We start from the raw sequence: 18,780 nt of genomic DNA, 5'->3' as shown, positions 1-18,780 counted from the left end.
GCCTGACCCGGCCGATCGAGTCCGCGGCGCGGCCGTCGGGCGCGCACGCGCGCCCCGAGCCGGGCCAGCAGCCGCCCGTGCCCCCGGTGCCGCCCACCCAGATCCCGCCCGGCGGACCGTCGGGCCAGGGCGGCCAGGGCGGACCCGCCAAGCCCGCCAAGCAGCGCTCCACCGGCAAGCTCATCGGCCTCGCGGCCGCGGGCCTCGTCGCGGTGCTCGTGATCGTGCTCGTCGGCTCCGAGCTGTACATCCGCAACCACGTGCAGAACTGCCTCGCGGACAACATCAAGAAGGGCACCAGCGCCACCGACGTCAAGGTCAGCTTCGAGAAGACGCCGATGCTCATCCAGAACGCGAGCGGCAAGATCCCGTCGATCGACATCCAGGTCGACGGCATGCAGGGCACCGCCGGGCTGAACGCGCACCTCCTCCTCAAGGGCGTCGAGCCGAGCGGCGACAACAAGATCGACGACGCGACCATCCTCGGCACGTTCACCGCCGACGGCATCAAGAACAAGGTCGTCAGCTCGCAGGTCATCTCGGACCCGAAGGTCACGCTGAACACCGCCGCGAACCAGATCGAGATCAGCGGCACCGCCGTGATCCTGCCGGTCACCGTGAACCTCAAGCCCACCATCAAGGACAACAAGGTGGTGCTCACGGCGAGCAAGGCGTCGGTCTTCGGCATCGGCGTCCCGGACGACCTGGCGCAGCAGCTGATCACCGCCGTCGCCGACATCCCGACCCCGAAGGGCCTCACCGCCAGCGACCTGAAGATGACCGACGAGGGCATCTCGCTGCGCTACTCGGGCCAGAACGTCCTGCCGAAGGACATCGAGAGCGGCTCCGACGTCGGCGCCACGAACTGCTCGGTCGTCTAACGACGATGGCCATGGACGCCCCGGTCGGCCAGGTGGTGCACGTCGTGCGTGAGTTCAGCGCGGATCCACCTGCCGCACTGGGGCTGCCGACCCGGCTGACCGCGACCGCGAAGGCGGTTCTCGGCGCCGGGCTGGTGCTCGCCACCCTCGGCGTCGCCGTCCTCGTGTACCAGCTCTGGGCGGCCGACGATCCGCCCGGCCTCTGGTTCCAGCTGCTGTTCACCGCCTTCCCCGGCCTCGTCCTGGCCGGGTTCTGGTTCGGTTACCTCTCCTCCTTCGGGGACGCGGCGAAGGAACGGGACGTCGAGCGGCGGTGGGCAGACCTGCGCGGCACCGCCCGGCTCGGCCACGGCACCGTCGACGACCGGCGCGTGCGCACCTCGGACACCGGGGGCGTCACCGCGTTCGTCCTCGAGATCGTCGGCGACGGTGCGCCCTTCTCGGCGCAGTGGCGGTCGACCGGCGAGGAGCTGCTCCAGCCCCAGGTCCCGGGCGTCGGCTCGCCGGTGCGGGTCTGGCGCACGACGCCCGACGGTCCGCTGCTGGCCGAGGTCCTCGACCCGACGGTGGTGCGGCCGTGAGGGCGCCGCTGCTGGACCTGAAGCTGCGGGTGCGCTGGGCGGTGCTGCACGGGCTGCCGCGCTACGCGCTGCCCCGCCGCGCGGCCCGCGGCGACACCATGGCGGAGATGCTCCTCGGCTACAGCGGCGCGCCCGGCGACCAGTACGAGCGGCTCGACCGGATCCGCGAGCAGGGCCGGATCATCGGTACCGAGGCCGGCGCCGCGACGGCCGATCACGCGCTGTGCCGGGCCGTGCTGCGCGACCCGCGGTTCGCGACCATCCAGCCGAAGGACTTCGGCTTCCCGCGGCCGCTGATCCCCGTCCTCGAGCGGTCCGACCCGCACCTGCCCAACCCCGTCGAGCCACCGTCGATGCTGGTGACCGAGCCCCCGGCGCACACCGCCTACCGCCACCCGATCGCGCGGACCTTCACCCCGAAGGCGATCGCGACGCTGACCGATCGCGCGCGGACCGTCAGCGAGGAACTCCTCGACGAGCTCGCCGCGGCGCCCCGCCCCGACCTGGTCACGGGCTACGCCGCGCGGCTGCCCGTCACGATGATCGGGCGGCTGCTGGGGCTGCCCGAGGCCGACGACGAGTACATGCTCGAGTGGGGCGAGGCCGCCGCGCCGCTGCTGGACCCGGGCCTCGACTGGCCCGTCTACCGGCGCGCCCAGCACGCGCTGCGCGGCCTCGACGAATACCTCACCGCGCACTTCGCGCGGGTTCGCGCGAACCCCGCCGCGGACGATCCCTTCGCACTCCTCGCAGCCTCCGGCGAGCTCACCGACCGCGAGCTGGTGACGAACGCTGCGCTGCTCATCGGCGCCGGCTTCGAGACCACCGTGAACCTCATCGGCAACGGCGTCGTCGCGCTGCTGGAGCACCCCGCGCAGCTGGAACGGCTGCGCGCCGAGCCCGAGCTGTGGCCCAACGCCGTCGAGGAGATCCTGCGGTACTCCAGCCCCGTCCAGCGCACCGCCCGCGTCGCGCGGGAGGCCGGCGAGATCGAGGGCTTCGCCTTCGCCGAGGGCACCGTCGTCTCGCTGCTGCTGGCGGGCGCGAACCGCGACCCTGCCGTCTTCGACCGGCCGCACGAGTTCGACGTCGCGCGGCCCGAGGCGAAGAAGAACGTCGCCTTCGGCTACGGCATCCACGCCTGCATCGGCGCGGCGCTGGCCCGGATGGAGGGCGTCGTCGCCCTGTCCGCGCTGTTCGAGCGGTATCCGGGCCTCGCGCTCGACGGGCCCGGCACGCACCGCGGGCTCTCCACGCTGTACGGCTGGGCCTCGCTGCCCGCGAAGCTCGCCTGAGCCCGACGGGGCCGGGCGGCACCGTCGGGCAGGCGGACCGAGCGCTACTCGGGGAAGCCGGCGAGCACCGCGCGGCTGCCGGAGAGGCCGAGGCGGCTGGCGCCGGCGTCGATCATCTCCTGCGCGGCCTCGGCGGAGCGGATGCCGCCCGAGGCCTTGACACCCACGTCGGGCCCGACGGCCGCGCGCATGAGCGCCACCGCCTCCGCGGACGCGCCGCCCGACGGGTGGAAGCCGGTGGAGGTCTTGACGAAGGTCGCGCCGCCCTTGACGGACCGCTTGCACACCTCGGCGAGCAGGTCGGCGTCGCCGAACTCGAGCAGCGCCGCGGACTCGACGATCACCTTGAGCACGGGGTCGGCGCCGATGGCCTCACGGACGGTCAGCACATCGGAGAAGACGCGGTCCAGCTCGCCGGCCAGCGCGAGCCCGACGTCGATCACCATGTCGACCTCGTGCGCGCCCTCCTCGATCGCCATCCGCGCCTCGGCGGCCTTGATCAGGGTGTGGTGCTTGCCGGAGGGGAAGCCCGCGACGACGCAGACCTTGGGCGCGCGGCGATCCGCCTCGTGCGCGTCGATCGCGGCGCGCAACGGCAGCATCGACGGGGAGAGGCAGACGGCGTAGACGCCCAGGTCCAGCCCCTCCGCGTAGGCCGCGGCGGCGGCGGCCTCCGTGGCCTCGGGCTTGAGCAGCGTGTGATCGACGAGGGCGGCGACTTCGGAGCGTGTGAGCACGTCTGAGACGATACCGGGCGTGACCCGCGATACACGCTATGTGCTCACGCTCGGCTGCCCGGACACCACCGGCATCGTCGCGCGCATCTCGACCTTCCTCGCCGACGTGGGCGGGTGGATCGTCGAGGCGGGGTACCACTCCGACGCCGATTCCGGCTGGTTCTTCACCCGTCAGGCCGTGCGCGCCGACAGCGTCGCGATCCCGCTCGACGAGTTGCGGGCGCGGTTCGAGGCCGAGGTCGTCGCCGAGCTCGGGCCCGAGACCGAGTGGCGGCTGACCTCCAGCGCCGAGCGCAAGGACATCGTCGTGCTGGTCAGCAAGGAGGGGCACTGCCTGCACGACCTCGTCGGCCGGGTGGCGACGGGCGAGCTCAACGCGCGGATCGCCGCGGTGATCGGCAACCACGAGGACCTGCGCGACTTCGTGGAGCGCCTCGACATCCCCTTCCACCACGTGCCCTTCCCGGGCGCGGGCGAGGACAAGTCGGCGGCCTTCGCCCGCGTCGCGGAACTCACCGACGCGCTGAACCCCGACGCGGTGGTCCTGGCGCGGTTCATGCAGGTGCTGCCCGCGGACCTATGCGAGGCGTGGGCCGGGCGGGCCATCAACATCCACCACAGCTTCCTGCCGAGCTTCATCGGCGCGCGCCCGTACCACCAGGCCTTCGCGCGCGGCGTGAAGCTGATCGGCGCGACCTGCCACTACGTGACGGCGGACCTCGACGCGGGCCCGATCATCGAGCAGGACGTCGCGCGCGTCGACCACGCCGACGCCGCGGCCGACATGGTGCTCCGCGGCCGCGACATCGAGAAGGTCGTGCTGGCCCGCGGCCTGCGCTGGCACCTCGAGAACCGCGTTCTGGTGCACGGCCGCAAGACCGTCGTCTTCTCCTGACCCGCTCCCCGCGCCCCCGCGATTGAACGATGTTTTGGAGATTCCGACCTGCGGTTTTCCTCTCCAGAACGTCGTTCAATTCCCGACGGGGTGCTACTCCGACGGGGTGCTACTCCGGCGCCCCGGAGGCGACGGGGCGACCGTCGAGGATGGAGTCCAGGAGGGCGTTGAACTTCTCCGGCTGCTCCAGCGGCAGCATGTGGCCGGAGTCGCGGATCACGGCGAAGCGGTCCAGCTTCCCGGCGACGCGGAGCTCGCCGGCGATGATGTCGGCGTCCGCGGGCGGGGTGAGGTGGTCGAACTGGCCGACCGCGACCGACGTGGGGATCGTGATCTTGCGCAGGCCGGCGGTGACGTCGACGTTCGCGAGCACGTGGCCCCACTCGGCGCGCACGTCCGACGGGCACGAGGCGACCATGTCCTCGGTGTACTTGACCGCGCCGTAGGAGGCGTAGCCGCACAGCGCCGTGTAGCGGATCACGGCCGTGTGCGCGCGGTTGTGCCGCACCTTGACGTTGGCTCCGAGGACCCCGTCGCCGACCTTCTGGGTGAGCCGCGGCGCGACGCGCGGGAGCGCGGCGAGCGGCGTGGCGCCGGCGAACCCGGCGACGGCGTCGCGAGCGTAGGTGGAGGCGAGCACCGCGTGGTGGGCGCGCTCGGCGACCTCGTCGGTGTACTTGTCGGCCCAGGCCATGATGGTGATCGCGCCCATGCTGTGCCCGACGAGCAGCGCCTTCTTGCCCGCCGGCACGTGGGCGGCGAGGACGGCGTGCAGGTCGTCGGCGAGGACGCCGGCGGAGAACGCGAAGGCCCCCGCCTCGGACTCGCCGTGGCCGCGCTGGTCGTAGGCCACGACGCGGTAGCCGCGGCTGACGAGGTGCTCGACCTGCCGCGGGAAGTTGGCCAGGTTGCAGGTCCAGCCGTGGATGAGCACGGCGATCGGACCGTCGGCCGGGCCCCACACCCTGGTGTGCAGGCGGGTGCCGTCGCCGGAGACGACGACGCCGTCCTCGTGCGGGCCGTCGTAGTCGTCGATCAGCTTGGCGTTCGCCGGCTCCGCCGGGGACGACAGCGCGTAGGCGGCGACGCTCGCGGCGATGGCGGCGGCACCGGCGCCGAGGGCGCCCGCGGCGCCGACGACGAGCTTCCTGGAGATCTTCATGCGAGCAACCTTACTAACTGATACTCAATAGCGCGGGCGGCGGATCTCGTCGAGCTTGGGCTTCACGTCGAGGAGGTAGACCAGGATGCCGACCGCGCCGATCACCGTGCCCATGTAGTTCAGGCCCGCCAGCACGAGCAGCAGGCTCGCGACCAGCGTGATCACCCAGTAGTTCTTCTGCCACTTCCCCGCGGCCGTGAAGGCGTCGGCGGGAGCGCGCAGGGCGTGGATGAGGCAGAAGGCGCCCGTCGCGAGCAGCGCGACCGTGATCACGAGCGACGCGAGCAGGCTGAGGGTGCCGAATCCGTAGAGGAGGACGTCCATGACACCAGCCTAAAGGTCGGGCGCCCGGCGGCAGTGCCGCCGGGCGCCCGGGGTGGAGCTTTCAGTGACGCGGATTACGCGTCGGTCTTCTTCGCGGCGGCCTTGGGGGCGGCCTTCTTGACCGCGGTGGCGGCCTTCGCGGTGGTCTCCTCGACGGCGGCCTCGGCCTTGTCGGCGGCGGCCTCGACCTCGTCGCCCGCGCGGCCGACCAGCTTGGCGGCGCGCTCGCCGACCTGCTTGGTGGCGGTGGCGACCTGGCCCAGCGAGGACTCGGTCAGCTCGACGGCCGAGTTGTAGGCCTTGGTGGCCTGCTCGGTGGCGTCCTCGATCACGGAGCCGGACTTGATCCGCTCGAAGGCGGTCTCGCCGCGCTCGGCGAGCGAGTCGTAGATGTCGGTGGCGACCTGGATGTAGGCGGCGGCGACCTTGCGGAGCTCGTCGGCGGTGAACTTGGCGCGCAGCTCGTCGACGTCCTTGGGCAGGCCGTCCTTGGCCTCGGTCAGCTTGGTGGTGGCGGTGCCGGTGGCGTCCTCGAACTTGGCCTTGGCCTCGGCCACGCGGGCGTCGAAGTCCTTCGAAGCGTCGGTCGCGGCGGCGCGCAGCTTCTCGATCACCTCGGACACGGCCTCGTACGCGTAATCGCCGGCGCCGATGGTGGCGAACAGCGGGGTCTTCAGGGTCTGCTCGGTCATGGGGTGATCTCCTTCAATGCAGTCTCGTTCTCGCGGCGGAAGCTCTCGTAGATCTCGAGAAGTGCCTGCTTCTGCCGCTCGGTGATGGTCGTGTCCGCGATCAACGCGTCGCGCACCGGGGATTCCGGACGCTCCTCGAGGATCCCGGCCTGTACGTAGAGCACCTCCGCCGAGAGCCGCAGCGCTTTGGCGATCTGCCCGAGCACGTCGGCCGACGGTCGTCGGAGCCCCCGCTCGATCTGGCTGAGATACGGGTTGGAAACCCCCGCCCGCTCGGCCAGCTGCCGGATGGACACCTCCGCCGCAAGACGTTGCGACCGAATGAACGCTCCGATGTCAGATCCCGAATTCTCTACGGTCTCTTCGTCGCTCGACATTTCCGGTCTCCCGTCTGCGCGGCTGACACCACGCTAACAGCTAGTGCTAGCTCTTGCAAGCAGTTTGCTAGCAGGGTGATTTCAATCAGAAGAAGATCTGGGTGATCGAGTAGATGACCAGGCCCGCGATGGAGCCCACGACGGTGCCGTTGATCCGGATGAACTGCAGGTCACGCCCCACGGCGAGCTCGATCTTGTCGGAGGCCTCGTCGGCGTCCCAGCGCGCGACGGTGTCCGTGATGATCGATGTGATCTGGCTCGCATAGTTCTCGACGAGGTGCCGCACCGACCGGTCGACCCAGAAGTCGACCTTGTCGCGCAGCCCCTGGTCGTCGCGCAGCCGCACGCCGAACCGGGCCGCCGACTCGCTGAACTTCTCCCGCAGCGTGGAATCGGGATCCTCGACGGAGGCCTCGATCATCCGCTTCGCGGCCCGCCACGCCGCCTGCGCCGCGGTGCGCACCTCCTCGCGGCCCATCAGCTCGGCCTTGACGTCCTCGACCTTGGCGATGGTGCGCGGATCGTGCTGCAGGTCCGACGCGAAGTCCCACAGGAAGGTGCTCATGGCCTGCCGGACCTCGTGGTCCGGGTCGCTGCGCACCTTCCACGTGAACTCGACGAGCTCGCGGTAGATCCGCTCCCCCAGCAGCGAGTTGACGAACTTGGGCGACCACTGCGGACCGTCGGTGTCGACGATCTTGTCGATGACGCCCTGGCTGCCCAGGGCCCAGTGGTGGGCGCGCTCGGCGAGCAGGTTGATCAGCGGCAGCTGTCGCTGCTCCTGCAGCAGCGTCTCCACCAGGCGACCGATGGGCGGGCCCCATTCGGGCTCCGCCAGCCGCTTGATGATCGTCGAGTTGAGCACCGCCTCGACGTCCTCGTCGCGCAGCACCTCGCTCATCACCTTGACCAGCTTGGCCGCCTCGCCGCCCAGCTTCTGCGAGTTGTCCGGGTCGGCCATCCAGTTCGCGACGCGGCCGCTCAGGTCGAGCGAGCCGACCTTCTCCGCGATCACCTCGGGGGTGAGGAAGTTGCTCTCCACGAAGCCGCCGAGGGCGTCGCCGAGCTGGTCCTTCTTGCGCTTGATGATCGCGGTGTGCGGGATCGGCAGGCCCAGGGGGTGCCGGAACAGCGCGGTCACGGCGAACCAGTCGGCCAGGCCGCCGACCATGCCCGCCTCGGCCGCCGCCTTGACGTACCCGACCCACGGGCCGGCGATGGGAAGGTTCGCGCCCTTCGTGTCCAGGTACTCGCAGAACAGGTAGACGACCGCCGCGCCGATGAGGAAGGAGAGGGCGAGCGCCTTCATCTTGCGCAGGTCGCGCTTCTTCTGGTCGTCGGGCGTGCCGCCGAACGGACTCGCCGGAATGCGGGACGTCGAACTCGTCCCGGACGACTGCGGGGTTCCCGCGGGAGATGACACCGTCACGAGTCGATCTTGCCCGAAGATCGGCGCCGCGCGCCGGATAGGGTGACTCCATGGCGAACGACAACGGTTGGTCCGGTTCCGCGTCCGCAGCTCTGCGGTGGCAGCCGGGGTCCACGGTCCAGGACATCGACACCTCCGGCAAGCCGGGATTCGACGGTGACAAGGCGCTCGGCGAGCAGCTCCTCGCCGAGCGCGGGGCCCGGCTCTCGGAGCTCCAGGAGCTGCTCTACGCCAACGGCCGCGCGGGCGATCACCGCTCGGTCCTGCTGGTGCTGCAGGGCATGGACACCGCCGGCAAGGGCGGCATCGTCCGGCACGTGATCGGCATGGTCGACCCGCAGGGCGTGAAGACCGCGTCGTTCGGGAAGCCGACCGAGGAGGAGCTCGCGCACGACTTCCTGTGGCGCATCCACAAGCAGACTCCGAAGGGCGGCCAGATCGGCGTCTTCGACCGCTCGCACTACGAGGACGTGCTGGTGGTGCGCGTGCACGACCTGGTGCCGCCGGCCGTCTGGGAGCCGCGCTACGAGATCATCAACGACTTCGAGGAAGACCTCATCGCCGCGGGCACGACGATCGTCAAGTGCGCGATGTTCGTCTCGCTGGACGAGCAGAAGAAGCGCCTCGCGGAGCGACTGGACCGCCCCGACAAGTACTGGAAGTACAACCCCGCCGACATCGACGAGCGCGGCTACTGGCCCACGTACCAGGAGGCCTACCAGGCCATGCTCGACCGCACCAGCGTCGACGGTGCGCCGTGGCACATCATCCCCGCCGACCGGAAGTGGTTCAGCCGGCTCGCGATCACCGAGCTGCTCATCGAGGCCCTGGAGGCCCTGAACCTCGACTGGCCGCCCGCCGACTTCGACGTCGAGCACGAGAAGGCGCGGCTCGAGAAGGCCTGACCACTCCGCCCCGTCGGGTCCGACGGTGCCGGGCCGCTCGGTCCGACGGTGCCGGGCGGCGTCGACTGGGGAGGAGACGTCGCGCGGGGGACGACCGCTCCCCCACTGGAAGCGCGGCTTCTCGTGGGGGCTCGAACGCCGGAGCCGCGGATCGGCGCGGCGCGGGGGACGACGGTGCGGGAGCTTCCGCCTGTCGGGTCCGCGGACGCCGCGGTGCCCGGATCGCCGCACTAGGCGCCCTAGGCGGGTATGCATCGGATGCATGCCCATCCCCCCGGAACTGCCCTGAACTGCCCTGAACTGCCCTGAACTGCATCGATAGGGGTATGCGCGGCGCGCATAGCTCACCGAAGCGACATGGTCACCGATGGCGCGCGCCCGGCGCACCGGGGCACCGGGGCCAAACCGCCCCGGCACCGTCGGGCCTACGCGAGGCGCTCGGCCCGGCGCTTGCCGGACCACAGCTCCTCGACGACGACCTGCACCAGCAGGGCGATCGCGCTCCACACCAGCGCGGCCAGCGGCGTGGCCCCGGCGGCGACGGCCGCGACGCCGGCGCCGAGCAGGGCCAGGGTGATGCCGACGGTGACGGCGCGGTGGCCGTCGAACCCGGTGAGGTAGGCGTCCATGATCTCGATCCCGAGCACCGCGACGGCCAGCGGGATGACGAACGCCGACGCGACCACCACGTTGCTCACGTGCGCCTCGTGCGAGATGCCCAGCGCCTCGACGTGCAGCCCGGCGCCGAAGGCGGCGATCGCCATGAAGATCGCGATGTGCCCGTAGCCCCACGCGAAGCACTTGTTGGTGTTGCGGACCAGCGCGTGGCCGACGGGGATCGAGAAGTAGATCCACCAGATCGACAGGTTCAGCACCATCGCCGCGACGCCGAGCACGGCGATGTCGAGGCTCCAGCCCTGCGCCTTGAGCAGTGCCTGCAGCGCGATGACGGTGCCGACCACGCCCTCGCCGAGGGTGATGATGGTGAGCAGGCCGTAGCGCTCGGCGATGTGGTGCGGGTTCCACGGGGTGCGCTGACGCCGCTCCGCGATGTACGGCCCGCCGAGCTCCACGACGTACAGGACCAGGCCGGCCGCGATGATCTGCCCCAGCGTCAGCGGCGCGAACGCCGTGATCAGCCAGCCGATCTGGGCGATCGTGATCGCGATGATGTAGGTGATCGCGGCGGAGCGGTACTGCGGCGAGGAGACGGCCACGCGGGCCCATTGCGCGAGCAGCGCCACGCGCATCACGACGTAGCCGATGACGAGCACCGTGTTGTTCGGCCGGTCGCCGGCGGTCACCGAGGTGAAGAAGGGCTCGATGCCGAGGGCCATGATGCAGACGCCGATCATCTGCAGCATGGTGACGGCGCGGAAGAGCCAGTCGTCGGTGTCGAAGGCCGAGGCCATCCAGGTGAAGTTGATCCACGCCCAGATCGCGGCGAAGGCGCAGAACCCGAAGCCCAGGAAGGCCGTGAAGTAGTGCGCCTCCGCGATCGCGTCGGCGAGCTGCACCCCGGCGAGGGAGAAGACCACCACGAAGGTGAGGTCGAAGAACAGCTCCAGCGTGGTGGCCGTCCGGCCCTCCTCGTGGGGGTCGCGCCCCGCCATCCGGGTCAAGCGGCGGCGCACCGCCGACGGTCCATCGGTCACAGAAGATCTCCTGCTCGTCGTCGTATTCGTGATCGCACGAAACGTCGATCATCGTAGGCCCGCCGGACCGCCGGCGCGCGCCGTTGTCAGCGCGTGGTGTAACCGCCGTTCGCGAACAGCGTCTGGCCGGTGATCCAGTGGCCGTCGGTGGAGAGGAAGTCGACGATCGGCGCGATGTCCTCGATGAACGTGAGACGGTTGCCCATCCCCTGCGACTTGTGGAACTCGACGCGCTCGGGCGTCTCCTGGCCGTAGAAGAAGGGCGTGTCCATCGGGCCGGGCGCGATGGCGTTGACGCTGATCCCGCGGACGCCGAACTCCTTGGCCGCGGCGCGGTTGAAGTGCTCCACCGGCGACTTGCCGCCCGCGTACGTGGAGTAGCCGTCGGTGAAGGCGCCGAGCAGCGCGGTGACGATGGTGATGAGCGTGCCGTCGTCGTTCAGCGTGCGGCCCGCCTCCTTGATGAAGAAGTAGGCGGCCTTCGCGTTGATGTCCAGCATGGAGTCGTACTCCTCCTCGCTGGTCTCGAGGATCGGCTTGCGCAGCACCTTGCCGACGGTGTTGACGGCCACGTCGACGCCGCCGAACTCGGCGACGGCCGCGTCGAACAGCTCGGTGACCTTCGCGGGCGCGGTGAGGTCGCCCTGGAAGAGCAGCGCCTTGCCGCCCGCGGCCTCGACGGCGGCCGCGGTCTCGCGGGCCTCCGCCTCCGACGACGGGCTGTTGTAGTGCACGACCACGTTCGCACCGAGGCCGGCCAGGTGACGGCTGACCAGGCCGCCGAGGTTCTTGCCGCCACCGGCGACGACTGCGGTCTTCCCTGCGAGCTTCGTCATGGATGTCTCTCCTTCGTCGAGTTGGGATACCCTTTGCAATACCCAACGTACGCAGTGAACACACAAGCAACAATCGAATCTTTCCGAAGGATTCACCAATACTGCTTGTGGAATGCTGGCGGGGTGACCACACCCGATCTACGCCGCCTGGAGCAGTTCGTCGCCGCGATGGAGGAGCCCTCCCTCGCCGCCGCGGCCGCCCGCCTGCACCTGAGCCAGCAGGCCCTCTCCGCCGCGCTCCGCCAGCTCGAGCGGGAGCTCGGCACGCCACTGTTCACCCGGTCCGGGCGTCGCCTCGCCCCGACCGCCGCCGCCCGCTCCCTATACGACGGTGCGCCGTCCGTCCTGTCGGGCGCCCGACTCCTCGCCGCACGGGCCCGGGCCGCGGGCGCGGACCGCCCGCGCGTGTTCGTCGTAGGGCGCAGCCCGGCGGTGACCGCCGAGGAGGCCTACGAGCTGCTCGAACCGCTCATCGATCGGCCGGAGTCGCCGTCGATCACCGTGCGCGAGCTGTTCCCGTCGGCGATGGTCGACGAACTGGAGGCGGGCACCGTCGACCTGGTGCTGCGCCGGGGCGTCGCCCTCCCGGACCGGCTGGCGGGGGTCACGCTGACCTATCACCGCATGCGAGTCGCGCTGCACCACGACCACGAGCTGGCCGGCCGGGAATCGCTGGCGCTGGCGGATCTCGCCGGCGCGCCCATCGTGGTGTGGGCGCCGCCGCACGCCTCGTTCTACACGGACTTCCTCGTCGCGCAGTGCCGGCGCGCGGGCTTCGAGCCGGACCTGCTGGTCAACCGCGTCCAGGGCACGCCGCCAGCGACGGCGGTGCTGACCTCGCCGCACGCGGCGGCCTTCGTCACCGACCCCTCGGGACCGCGGTTCGGGGGCCGGGTCACCGTCGTCGAGCTCGACGACGCCCCGCAGGTCCCCGTCCAGGCGCTGTGGGCGCCGCACACGACGGACCCGCTGCGCGCGGAGCTGCTCGCCGCCTATCCCCCGGCGTGACCGCCCCGCCGGGTCACTGCGGCTTGCGGGCCGTGACGAACTGCCCCTGCCCGCTGACGGTCTGCTGCACGTCGACGAGGCCGTAGTCCCGCAGCCAGCCGGTGATCTCGTCCTTGCCGAACCAGCGGAAGCCGGAGACGCGCTCCGCGGTCGACGAGCCGAGGACCGACGTGAGCGGCGTCTGCAGCGAGGTGAAGAGCGCCACCCGGCCGCCCGGCTTGGCGACGCGGCAGATCTCGCGGACCGCGAGCCGGGGCGCCGGGATCAGGTACAGCGCGGCGAGGCAGACCACGGTGTCGAAGGTGTCGTCCGGGAAGGGCACCTCGAGGGCGCTGCCGCGCACGTAGGCGACGCGGTCGTCGGTGTGGTCGCGCACCGCGCGCTGCAGCATGGCCTCGGAGACGTCGAGCCCGACGACGACGCCCTCGCCGCGCAGCTTGCGGGCCAGCGGCTTCGTGTAGAGGCCGGGCCCGCAGGCGACGTCGAGGACCTTCTGCTCGCCCCGGCCGGTGAGCTCCTCGAGCAGCACGTCGGTGCGGCTGAGCGTGCCACTGCCGCCGAGGCTGAACAGCCGGGTGAAGGCGGGCCGCCACGCCTTCTCGTACACCGCGGCCAGCGCCGGGTTGTGCATCAGCGCGTTGCTCAGGCCCGTCGGCTTCGCGCTGTCGGGGCCGAGGACGTCGAGGTAGCCGTGGCTGCGGTCGGGCTCGCGGCCGAGCCGGCCGGGGTCGAGGAGTGCCTCCACCCGGTCGAGTGCGCTGGTCATGCGGCCACGCTAGCGCGCCGCCCTCCCGGGCCGGGTCAGATCGCGGGCGCGACCCGGGCGAGGTCCGCCGCGATGTCGCACTCGAGCAGGTGTGCGCTGATCGCGGTCGCGGCGACGGAGCCCGCTCCGGCCGCGACGATGACCTGCGCCATCGGGTTCACGACGTTGCCGGCCGCCCACACGCCCGGCTGCCCGGCGACCGCACCCATCGGGTCGACGGGGACCGTCGGGAAGGGCCCGGCGGCGCCGCGCTCGGCACCCAGCTGCAGGAGCAGGTCGTCCTGCGGCACGAATCGCGGGCCGACGAAGACGGCCTCGCGCGGGATCTCGGTTCCGTCGGCGAGGCGGACGGCGCGCAGGGCATCGTCCTCGACGACCAGGCCTGCCACGGCACCGTCGACGATGCGGGTCCCGCGCGCCTCGATCCGCGCCCGGTCGGCGTCGTCGATCTCCAGGCCGTTGGTGAAGAAGATCAGGTCGCGGGACCACTGCGGGATGAGCAGCGCCTGGTGCACCGACATGGCGGGGTTGTCGCCACCGAGCACGGCGAGTGGCCGGTCACGCACCTCGTAGCCGTGGCAGAAGGGGCAGTGGATGGCATCGCGGCCGAAGCGCTCGGCGACGCCGGGGACGTCGGGCAGTACGTCGGTGAGGCCGGTGGCGACCAGCAGGGTGCGGGCGCGCAGCACCTCGTCGCCGACGGTGACCTCGATCAAGTCTCCGTCCCGGCGCACGCCGGTCGCGGCGCCGGCGAGGATGCGCACGCCGTAGGCCTGCGCCTCGCGCCGGCCGATGGCGAGGAGCTCGGCGGGGTTCAGTCCGTCGTGGCCGAGGTAGCCGTGCATGTGCTCGGCCGGGGCGTTGCGGGGCGCGCCCGCGTCGACGACGGTGACGTCCCGTCGCGCCCGGCCGAGGACCTGCGCGGCGGTGAGGCCGGCGGCCCCGCCGCCGACGATGACGGTGTCCAGGATCTGCGTTGCGTTCATGGCTCCACCGTGCGCCGGAAACGGCTGAACCGGCAAGTTTCCTTGCCGGTTCAGCAACATTCTCGCCCGGGGCGAACCTACTTCGCGGGGTACTCGTAGATCCCGCGGCCCGACTTCTTGCCGACGTAGCCGGCCTCCACCAGGCGCAGCAGCAGCGGCGGCGCGGCGTAGGTGGGCTCCTTGTACTCGGCGTACATCGCGTCGGCGATGAACTTCACCGTGTCCAGGCCGACGAGGTCGGCCAGCTTGAGCGGGCCCATCGGGTGGGCGCAGCCGAGCATCATGCCCTTGTCGATGTCCTCGGCGGTGGCGAAGCCCGATTCGTACATGCGGATCGCCGAGAGCAGGTACGGCACCAGCAGCGCGTTGACGATGAAGCCGGAGCGGTCCGTCGCGCGCACGACCTGCTTGCCCAGCACCTCGGACGCGAACTGCTCGGCGCGCGCCGCTGCGGCCTCCGACGTCGACAGCGAGCTGATCACCTCGACCAGCGGCAGCACGGGCACCGGGTTGAAGAAGTGCAGGCCCAGCACGCGGCCGGGGTTCTTCGTGGCGGTGGCGATGCGCTGGATCGGCAGCGACGAGGTGTTGGACGCGAGCACGGCGTCGGGGTCGGTGATGACCGCGTCGAGCTTTCCGAAGATCTCGGCCTTGACGGCCTCGTTCTCGACGATCGCCTCGACCACCAGCTGGCGGTCCGCGAAGTCGGCGAGGTCGGTGGTGAACTTCAGCCGCTCGGCGGCCTGGTCGCGCTCACGCTCGGTGATCTTGCCGCTGGACACCGCGCGGTCCAGCGACTTGAGAATGCGGGCGCGGCCGCCGGCCGCGAGCTCCTCGGTGGCCTCCCAGACCAGCACGTCGGCGCCCGCGCGCGCGGACACCTCGGCGATGCCGCCGCCCATCTGGCCCGCGCCGACGACGCCGACCCGCGAAACTGCTTCGCTCATAAGAACTTCCTAACGTAACAACGACTAGAGGTGAGACGGAGGTAACTCTGCAGGGGTACGCCCAGAACGTACCCACATACGCCACAGGCGGCCCGCGACGAAAGTCACGGACCGCCTGCGATCGGCTAGATTCCCGGAGAGGCGGGCCTGCCAGTTCCTAGTGGAACTGGCCCTCCTCGGTGGAGCCCTTGAGAGCAGCCGTCGAGGTGTTGGGGTCGACGGTGGTGGCGATGCGGTCGAAGTAGCCGGCGCCGACCTCACGCTGGTGCTTGGTGGCGGTGTAGCCGCGCGCCTCGGACGCGAACTCGCGCTCCTGCAGGTCGACGTAGGCGGTCATGCCCTCGCGGGCGTAGCCGTAGGCCAGGTCGAACATCGAGTGGTTGAGGGCGTGGAAGCCGGCCAGCGTGATGAACTGGAAGGTGAAGCCCATCGCGCCCAGCTCCTTCTGGAACTTGGCGATGGTCGCGTCGTCCAGCGCCTGCTTCCAGTTGAAGGACGGCGAGCAGTTGTAGGACAGCAGCTGGTCCGGGAACTCGGCCTTGACCGACTCGGCGAACTTCTTGGCGACCTCGAGGTCCGGAACGCCGGTCTCCATCCAGATCATGTCCGCGTACGGCGCGTAGGCCTTGGCGCGGGCGATGCACGGCTCGATGCCGTTCTTGATGTTGTAGAAGCCCTCGGCGGTGCGCTCACCGGTCACGAACGGCTTGTCGCGATCGTCGACGTCCGAGGTGATCAGGGTGGCAGCCTCGGCGTCGGTGCGCGCGATGACCACGGTGGGGGTGTTCGCCACGTCGGCGGCCAGACGGGCCGAGGTCAGGGTGCGGATGTGCTGCTGGGTGGGGATGAGCACCTTGCCACCGAGGTGGCCGCACTTCTTCTCCGAGGCGAGCTGATCCTCCCAGTGGGTACCGGCGGCACCCGCTGCGATCATGGCCTTCTGCAGCTCGTAGACGTTCAGGGCGCCACCGAAGCCGGCCTCGCCGTCGGCCACGATCGGCACGACCCAGTTGTCGACGGACTTGTCACCCTCGACGCGGGCGATCTCGTCGGCGCGGAGCATGGCGTTGTTGATGCGACGCACGACAGCCGGCACCGAGTTGGCCGGGTACAGCGACTGGTCGGGGTAGGTGTGGCCCGAGAGGTTCGCGTCACCGGCGACCTGCCAGCCGGAGAGGTAGATCGCCTTGAGGCCGGCGCGCACCTGCTGCACGGCCATGTTGCCGGTGAGGGCACCCAGGGCGTTGATGTAGGAGCCGTCACCCTTGGTGACGCCGTCCCACAGGATCTCCGCGCCGCGGCGAGCGAGGGTGTTCTCCTCGACGACGCTGCCCTGCAGCTCGGCGACCTGCTCGGCGGTGTACTCGCGCGTGATGCCCTTCCAACGCGGGTTGGTGTCCCAATCCTGCTGGATCTCGGCGGCGGTCCGCGGCTGTCCGACGGTGCTCATTGGCTCCCCGTTCTTCTCTGCGTCGATGTGGATCTGATCGGCCACCGGGAGGCTGAGCGAGGGCTATCGCTAACCCGATTCGCTGTCCCGGCGTTGCGCCTTCGCCTACTGTGCCACACCTAAAGCCGCAGGCCAAGGCGGTCGACAATGCCAAAGCAAGCCATGAAATCATCCCGATCCTGCTAATCCTGCGAAGGTCCGCGGCGGGCGTCGGCGAAAAAAGTACGCCCGTACTGGGAGTTTGCCGACGCGGGGCGTCGGGCCTCTCGACCCCATTCCCGACGGTCCGCCGCCGCGCACCGCTCGTCGCCGGTCCGTCGTTGTGACACACCTCACTGCAAAGCTCCGCCCGAACGCTCGTAACCCGTCGGTAGCTGCGGCTCCGCGACTAAACTTCGCCGCATGTCCAAGACCTTCGTGGGGGCACGACTCCGCGGCCTGCGCAAGGAGCGCGGGCTGTCGCAGGCGTCCCTCGCGGAGGCGCTGGAGATCTCGCCGTCGTACCTGAACCAGATCGAGCACGACGTGCGGCCGCTCAGCGTCCCGGTGCTGCTGAAGATCACCGACGTCTTCGGCGTCGACACCTCCTTCTTCAACTCCCAGGACCAGACGCGGCTGATCGCGGAGCTGCGCGAGGTGACGATGGATGTCGACGCGCCCACCAGCACCGACGAGCTGTCCGAGCTCGCGCGCGACCACCCCGGCTTCGCCCGCGCGATGGTCGCCCTGCACCGCCGCTACCTCGGCGCCGCCGATCAGCTGGCCCAGGTGACGGACGGCCGCAACGATCCGGGGGCCCGCGGAAGCATCCCGAATCCGCACGAGGAGGTGCGGGACTTCTTCTACCAGCGGCAGAACTACTTCCACGAGCTCGACGTCGCCGCCGAGGAGCTCACCGCGCGGATGCGCATGCACAACGCCGACGTGCGCACCGAGATCGTCACCCGACTCGAGGCCGTGCACAACGTGTCGATCCGGCGCCGCGTCGACCTCGGGGAGACGGTGCTGCACCGCTACGACCCCCGCACCCGCGTGCTCGAGATCAATCGCCACCTGTCGAGCGGGCAGCAGGTCTTCAAGATGGCGGCCGAGCTCGCCTACCTCGAGTGCGGCCGGGAGATCGACGCTCTGGTCGACGGTGCCGCCTTCGGCTCCGACGAGGCCCGCGCCCTCGCCCGGCTGGGGCTCGCGAACTACTACGCCGCGGCCGTCGTTCTGCCGTACACACAGTTCCACGGCGCCGCGGAGGAGTTCGAGTACGACATCGAGCGGCTGTCCGCGTTCTTCTCCGTGAGCTACGAGACCATCGCGCACCGCATGTCGACGCTGCAGCGGCCCAACCTGCGCGGCGTGCCGCTGTCCTTCGTCCGCGTCGACCGCGCGGGCAACATGAGCAAGCGGCAGAGCTCCACCGGCTTCCACTTCTCCGCATCCGGCGGCACCTGCCCACTCTGGAACGTCTACGAGACCTTCGCGTGGCCGGGCAAGATCATCACGCAGATCGTCGAGATGCCCGACGGCCGCAACTACCTGTGGGTCGCGCGCACCGTCGAGCGGCGGGCCGCGCGGTACGGCCAGCCCGGCAAGACCTTCGCCATCGGCATCGGCTGCGAGCTGCGGCACGCGCACCGCCTGGTCTACGCCCGCGGACTCGACCTCTCCGACGCCAACGCCACCCCCATCGGCGCCGGCTGCCGCGTCTGCGAGCGCGCCGGCTGCCCCCAGCGCGCCTTCCCCGCCATCGGCAAGGCCCTCGACATCGACGAGCACCGCTCCACCATCTCGCCGTACCTCGTCCGTTGAGGACGTGTCCTCGACATCCCCGCCGACCGCTCCACCAACTCCCCCCTCCCT

At 70.6% G+C, this 18,780-nt stretch carries 19 protein-coding genes; 7 read left to right on the top strand and 12 right to left on the bottom strand.

Going from position 1 to position 18,780, the window contains the following annotated elements:
• The 3 genes from LB823_RS22415 to LB823_RS22405 all read left to right on the top strand — a co-directional run.
• Positions 1-881: LmeA family phospholipid-binding protein (locus tag LB823_RS22415; protein WP_224651770.1), on the top strand; the 881-nt coding region annotated here is incomplete at its 5' end.
• An 11-nt stretch (positions 882-892) separates the two neighbouring features.
• A complete protein-coding gene (locus LB823_RS22410; protein WP_224651768.1) occupies positions 893-1,462 on the top strand; it encodes a hypothetical protein in 570 nt (189 codons plus the stop codon).
• Positions 1,463-1,473: 11 nt separating this feature from the next.
• A complete protein-coding gene (locus LB823_RS22405; RefSeq protein WP_224651777.1) occupies positions 1,474-2,757 on the top strand; it encodes a cytochrome P450 in 1,284 nt (427 codons plus the stop codon).
• 44 nt (positions 2,758-2,801) lie between these two features.
• Here the strand turns inward: LB823_RS22405 and deoC are convergent, their stop codons facing one another.
• On the bottom strand, positions 2,802-3,506 hold the full coding sequence (deoC, locus tag LB823_RS22400; protein ID WP_224651775.1) for a deoxyribose-phosphate aldolase: 705 nt from the start codon (positions 3,504-3,506) through the stop codon (positions 2,802-2,804).
• Between the two features lie 7 nt (positions 3,507-3,513).
• Between deoC and purU the strand changes: the two genes are divergently transcribed.
• Positions 3,514-4,389, top strand: a complete 876-nt coding sequence (gene purU / locus LB823_RS22395; RefSeq protein ID WP_224651766.1) for a formyltetrahydrofolate deformylase — start codon at positions 3,514-3,516, stop codon at positions 4,387-4,389.
• Positions 4,390-4,498: 109 nt separating this feature from the next.
• On the opposite strand, the gene LB823_RS22390 is transcribed toward purU, so the two are convergent.
• The 5 genes from LB823_RS22390 to LB823_RS22370 form a co-directional block, all read right to left on the bottom strand.
• Positions 4,499-5,551 carry an alpha/beta fold hydrolase gene (locus LB823_RS22390; RefSeq protein ID WP_224651764.1) on the bottom strand — a complete coding sequence of 351 codons (1,053 nt, stop codon included), beginning with the start codon at positions 5,549-5,551 and terminating at the stop codon, positions 4,499-4,501.
• Positions 5,552-5,575: 24 nt separating this feature from the next.
• The gene (locus LB823_RS22385) at positions 5,576-5,875 is read right to left on the bottom strand and encodes a DUF2516 family protein (RefSeq protein ID WP_224651762.1); all 300 of its coding nucleotides are present in this window, start codon (positions 5,873-5,875) and stop codon (positions 5,576-5,578) included.
• A 74-nt stretch (positions 5,876-5,949) separates the two neighbouring features.
• Positions 5,950-6,567 (bottom strand): heparin-binding hemagglutinin, encoded by a 618-nt coding sequence (locus tag LB823_RS22380; RefSeq protein ID WP_224651760.1) that lies wholly within the window; start codon positions 6,565-6,567, stop codon positions 5,950-5,952.
• Entirely contained in the window at positions 6,564-6,944 is a 381-nt protein-coding gene (locus LB823_RS22375) for a helix-turn-helix domain-containing protein (protein ID WP_224651758.1), read from the bottom strand. Before LB823_RS22375 ends, LB823_RS22380 begins: the two co-directional genes overlap by 4 nt.
• An 85-nt stretch (positions 6,945-7,029) precedes the next feature.
• Positions 7,030-8,253, bottom strand: coding sequence for a DUF445 domain-containing protein (locus tag LB823_RS22370; RefSeq protein WP_224651772.1), 1,224 nt, complete (start codon positions 8,251-8,253; stop codon positions 7,030-7,032).
• A 170-nt stretch (positions 8,254-8,423) separates the two neighbouring features.
• On the opposite strand from LB823_RS22370, the gene LB823_RS22365 reads away from it, so the two are divergent.
• Positions 8,424-9,278 carry a polyphosphate kinase 2 family protein gene (locus tag LB823_RS22365; protein ID WP_224651756.1) on the top strand — a complete coding sequence of 285 codons (855 nt, stop codon included), beginning with the start codon at positions 8,424-8,426 and terminating at the stop codon, positions 9,276-9,278.
• A 425-nt stretch (positions 9,279-9,703) separates the two neighbouring features.
• Here the strand turns inward: LB823_RS22365 and LB823_RS22360 are convergent, their stop codons facing one another.
• The gene (locus LB823_RS22360; RefSeq protein WP_224651754.1) at positions 9,704-10,933 is read right to left on the bottom strand and encodes a low temperature requirement protein A; all 1,230 of its coding nucleotides are present in this window, start codon (positions 10,931-10,933) and stop codon (positions 9,704-9,706) included.
• 86 nt (positions 10,934-11,019) lie between these two features.
• Positions 11,020-11,769 (bottom strand): SDR family oxidoreductase, encoded by a 750-nt coding sequence (locus tag LB823_RS22355; protein WP_068626462.1) that lies wholly within the window; start codon positions 11,767-11,769, stop codon positions 11,020-11,022.
• 123 nt (positions 11,770-11,892) lie between these two features.
• Between LB823_RS22355 and LB823_RS22350 the strand changes: the two genes are divergently transcribed.
• Entirely contained in the window at positions 11,893-12,777 is an 885-nt protein-coding gene (locus tag LB823_RS22350) for a LysR family transcriptional regulator (RefSeq protein WP_224651752.1), read from the top strand.
• A gap of 13 nt (positions 12,778-12,790) precedes the next feature.
• Here LB823_RS22350 and LB823_RS22345 read toward each other — a convergent pair whose 3' ends face one another.
• The 4 genes from LB823_RS22345 to aceA form a co-directional block, all read right to left on the bottom strand.
• Complete coding sequence (locus LB823_RS22345) at positions 12,791-13,543, bottom strand: class I SAM-dependent methyltransferase (protein WP_224651750.1); 753 nt, start codon at positions 13,541-13,543, stop codon at positions 12,791-12,793.
• A gap of 35 nt (positions 13,544-13,578) precedes the next feature.
• Positions 13,579-14,529 (bottom strand): NAD(P)/FAD-dependent oxidoreductase, encoded by a 951-nt coding sequence (locus LB823_RS22340; protein WP_224651748.1) that lies wholly within the window; start codon positions 14,527-14,529, stop codon positions 13,579-13,581.
• A 77-nt stretch (positions 14,530-14,606) separates the two neighbouring features.
• Positions 14,607-15,476: a 3-hydroxybutyryl-CoA dehydrogenase gene (locus LB823_RS22335; RefSeq protein ID WP_224651746.1), complete on the bottom strand. Its 870-nt coding sequence runs from the start codon at positions 15,474-15,476 to the stop codon at positions 14,607-14,609.
• Positions 15,477-15,633: 157 nt separating this feature from the next.
• Complete coding sequence (gene aceA / locus LB823_RS22330) at positions 15,634-16,926, bottom strand: isocitrate lyase (RefSeq protein WP_224651744.1); 1,293 nt, start codon at positions 16,924-16,926, stop codon at positions 15,634-15,636.
• Between the two features lie 402 nt (positions 16,927-17,328).
• Between aceA and ramB the strand changes: the two genes are divergently transcribed.
• Positions 17,329-18,729, top strand: a complete 1,401-nt coding sequence (ramB, locus tag LB823_RS22325) for an acetate metabolism transcriptional regulator RamB (RefSeq protein ID WP_224651743.1) — start codon at positions 17,329-17,331, stop codon at positions 18,727-18,729.
• Positions 18,730-18,780: the final 51 nt, after the last annotated feature.

This window comes from Tsukamurella sp. M9C (assembly GCF_020169415.1).
Lineage (GTDB): Bacteria > Actinomycetota > Actinomycetes > Mycobacteriales > Mycobacteriaceae > Tsukamurella.
Note: the sequence above shows the minus strand (reverse complement) of the source record. Positions and strands in the feature narration are given on the sequence as shown.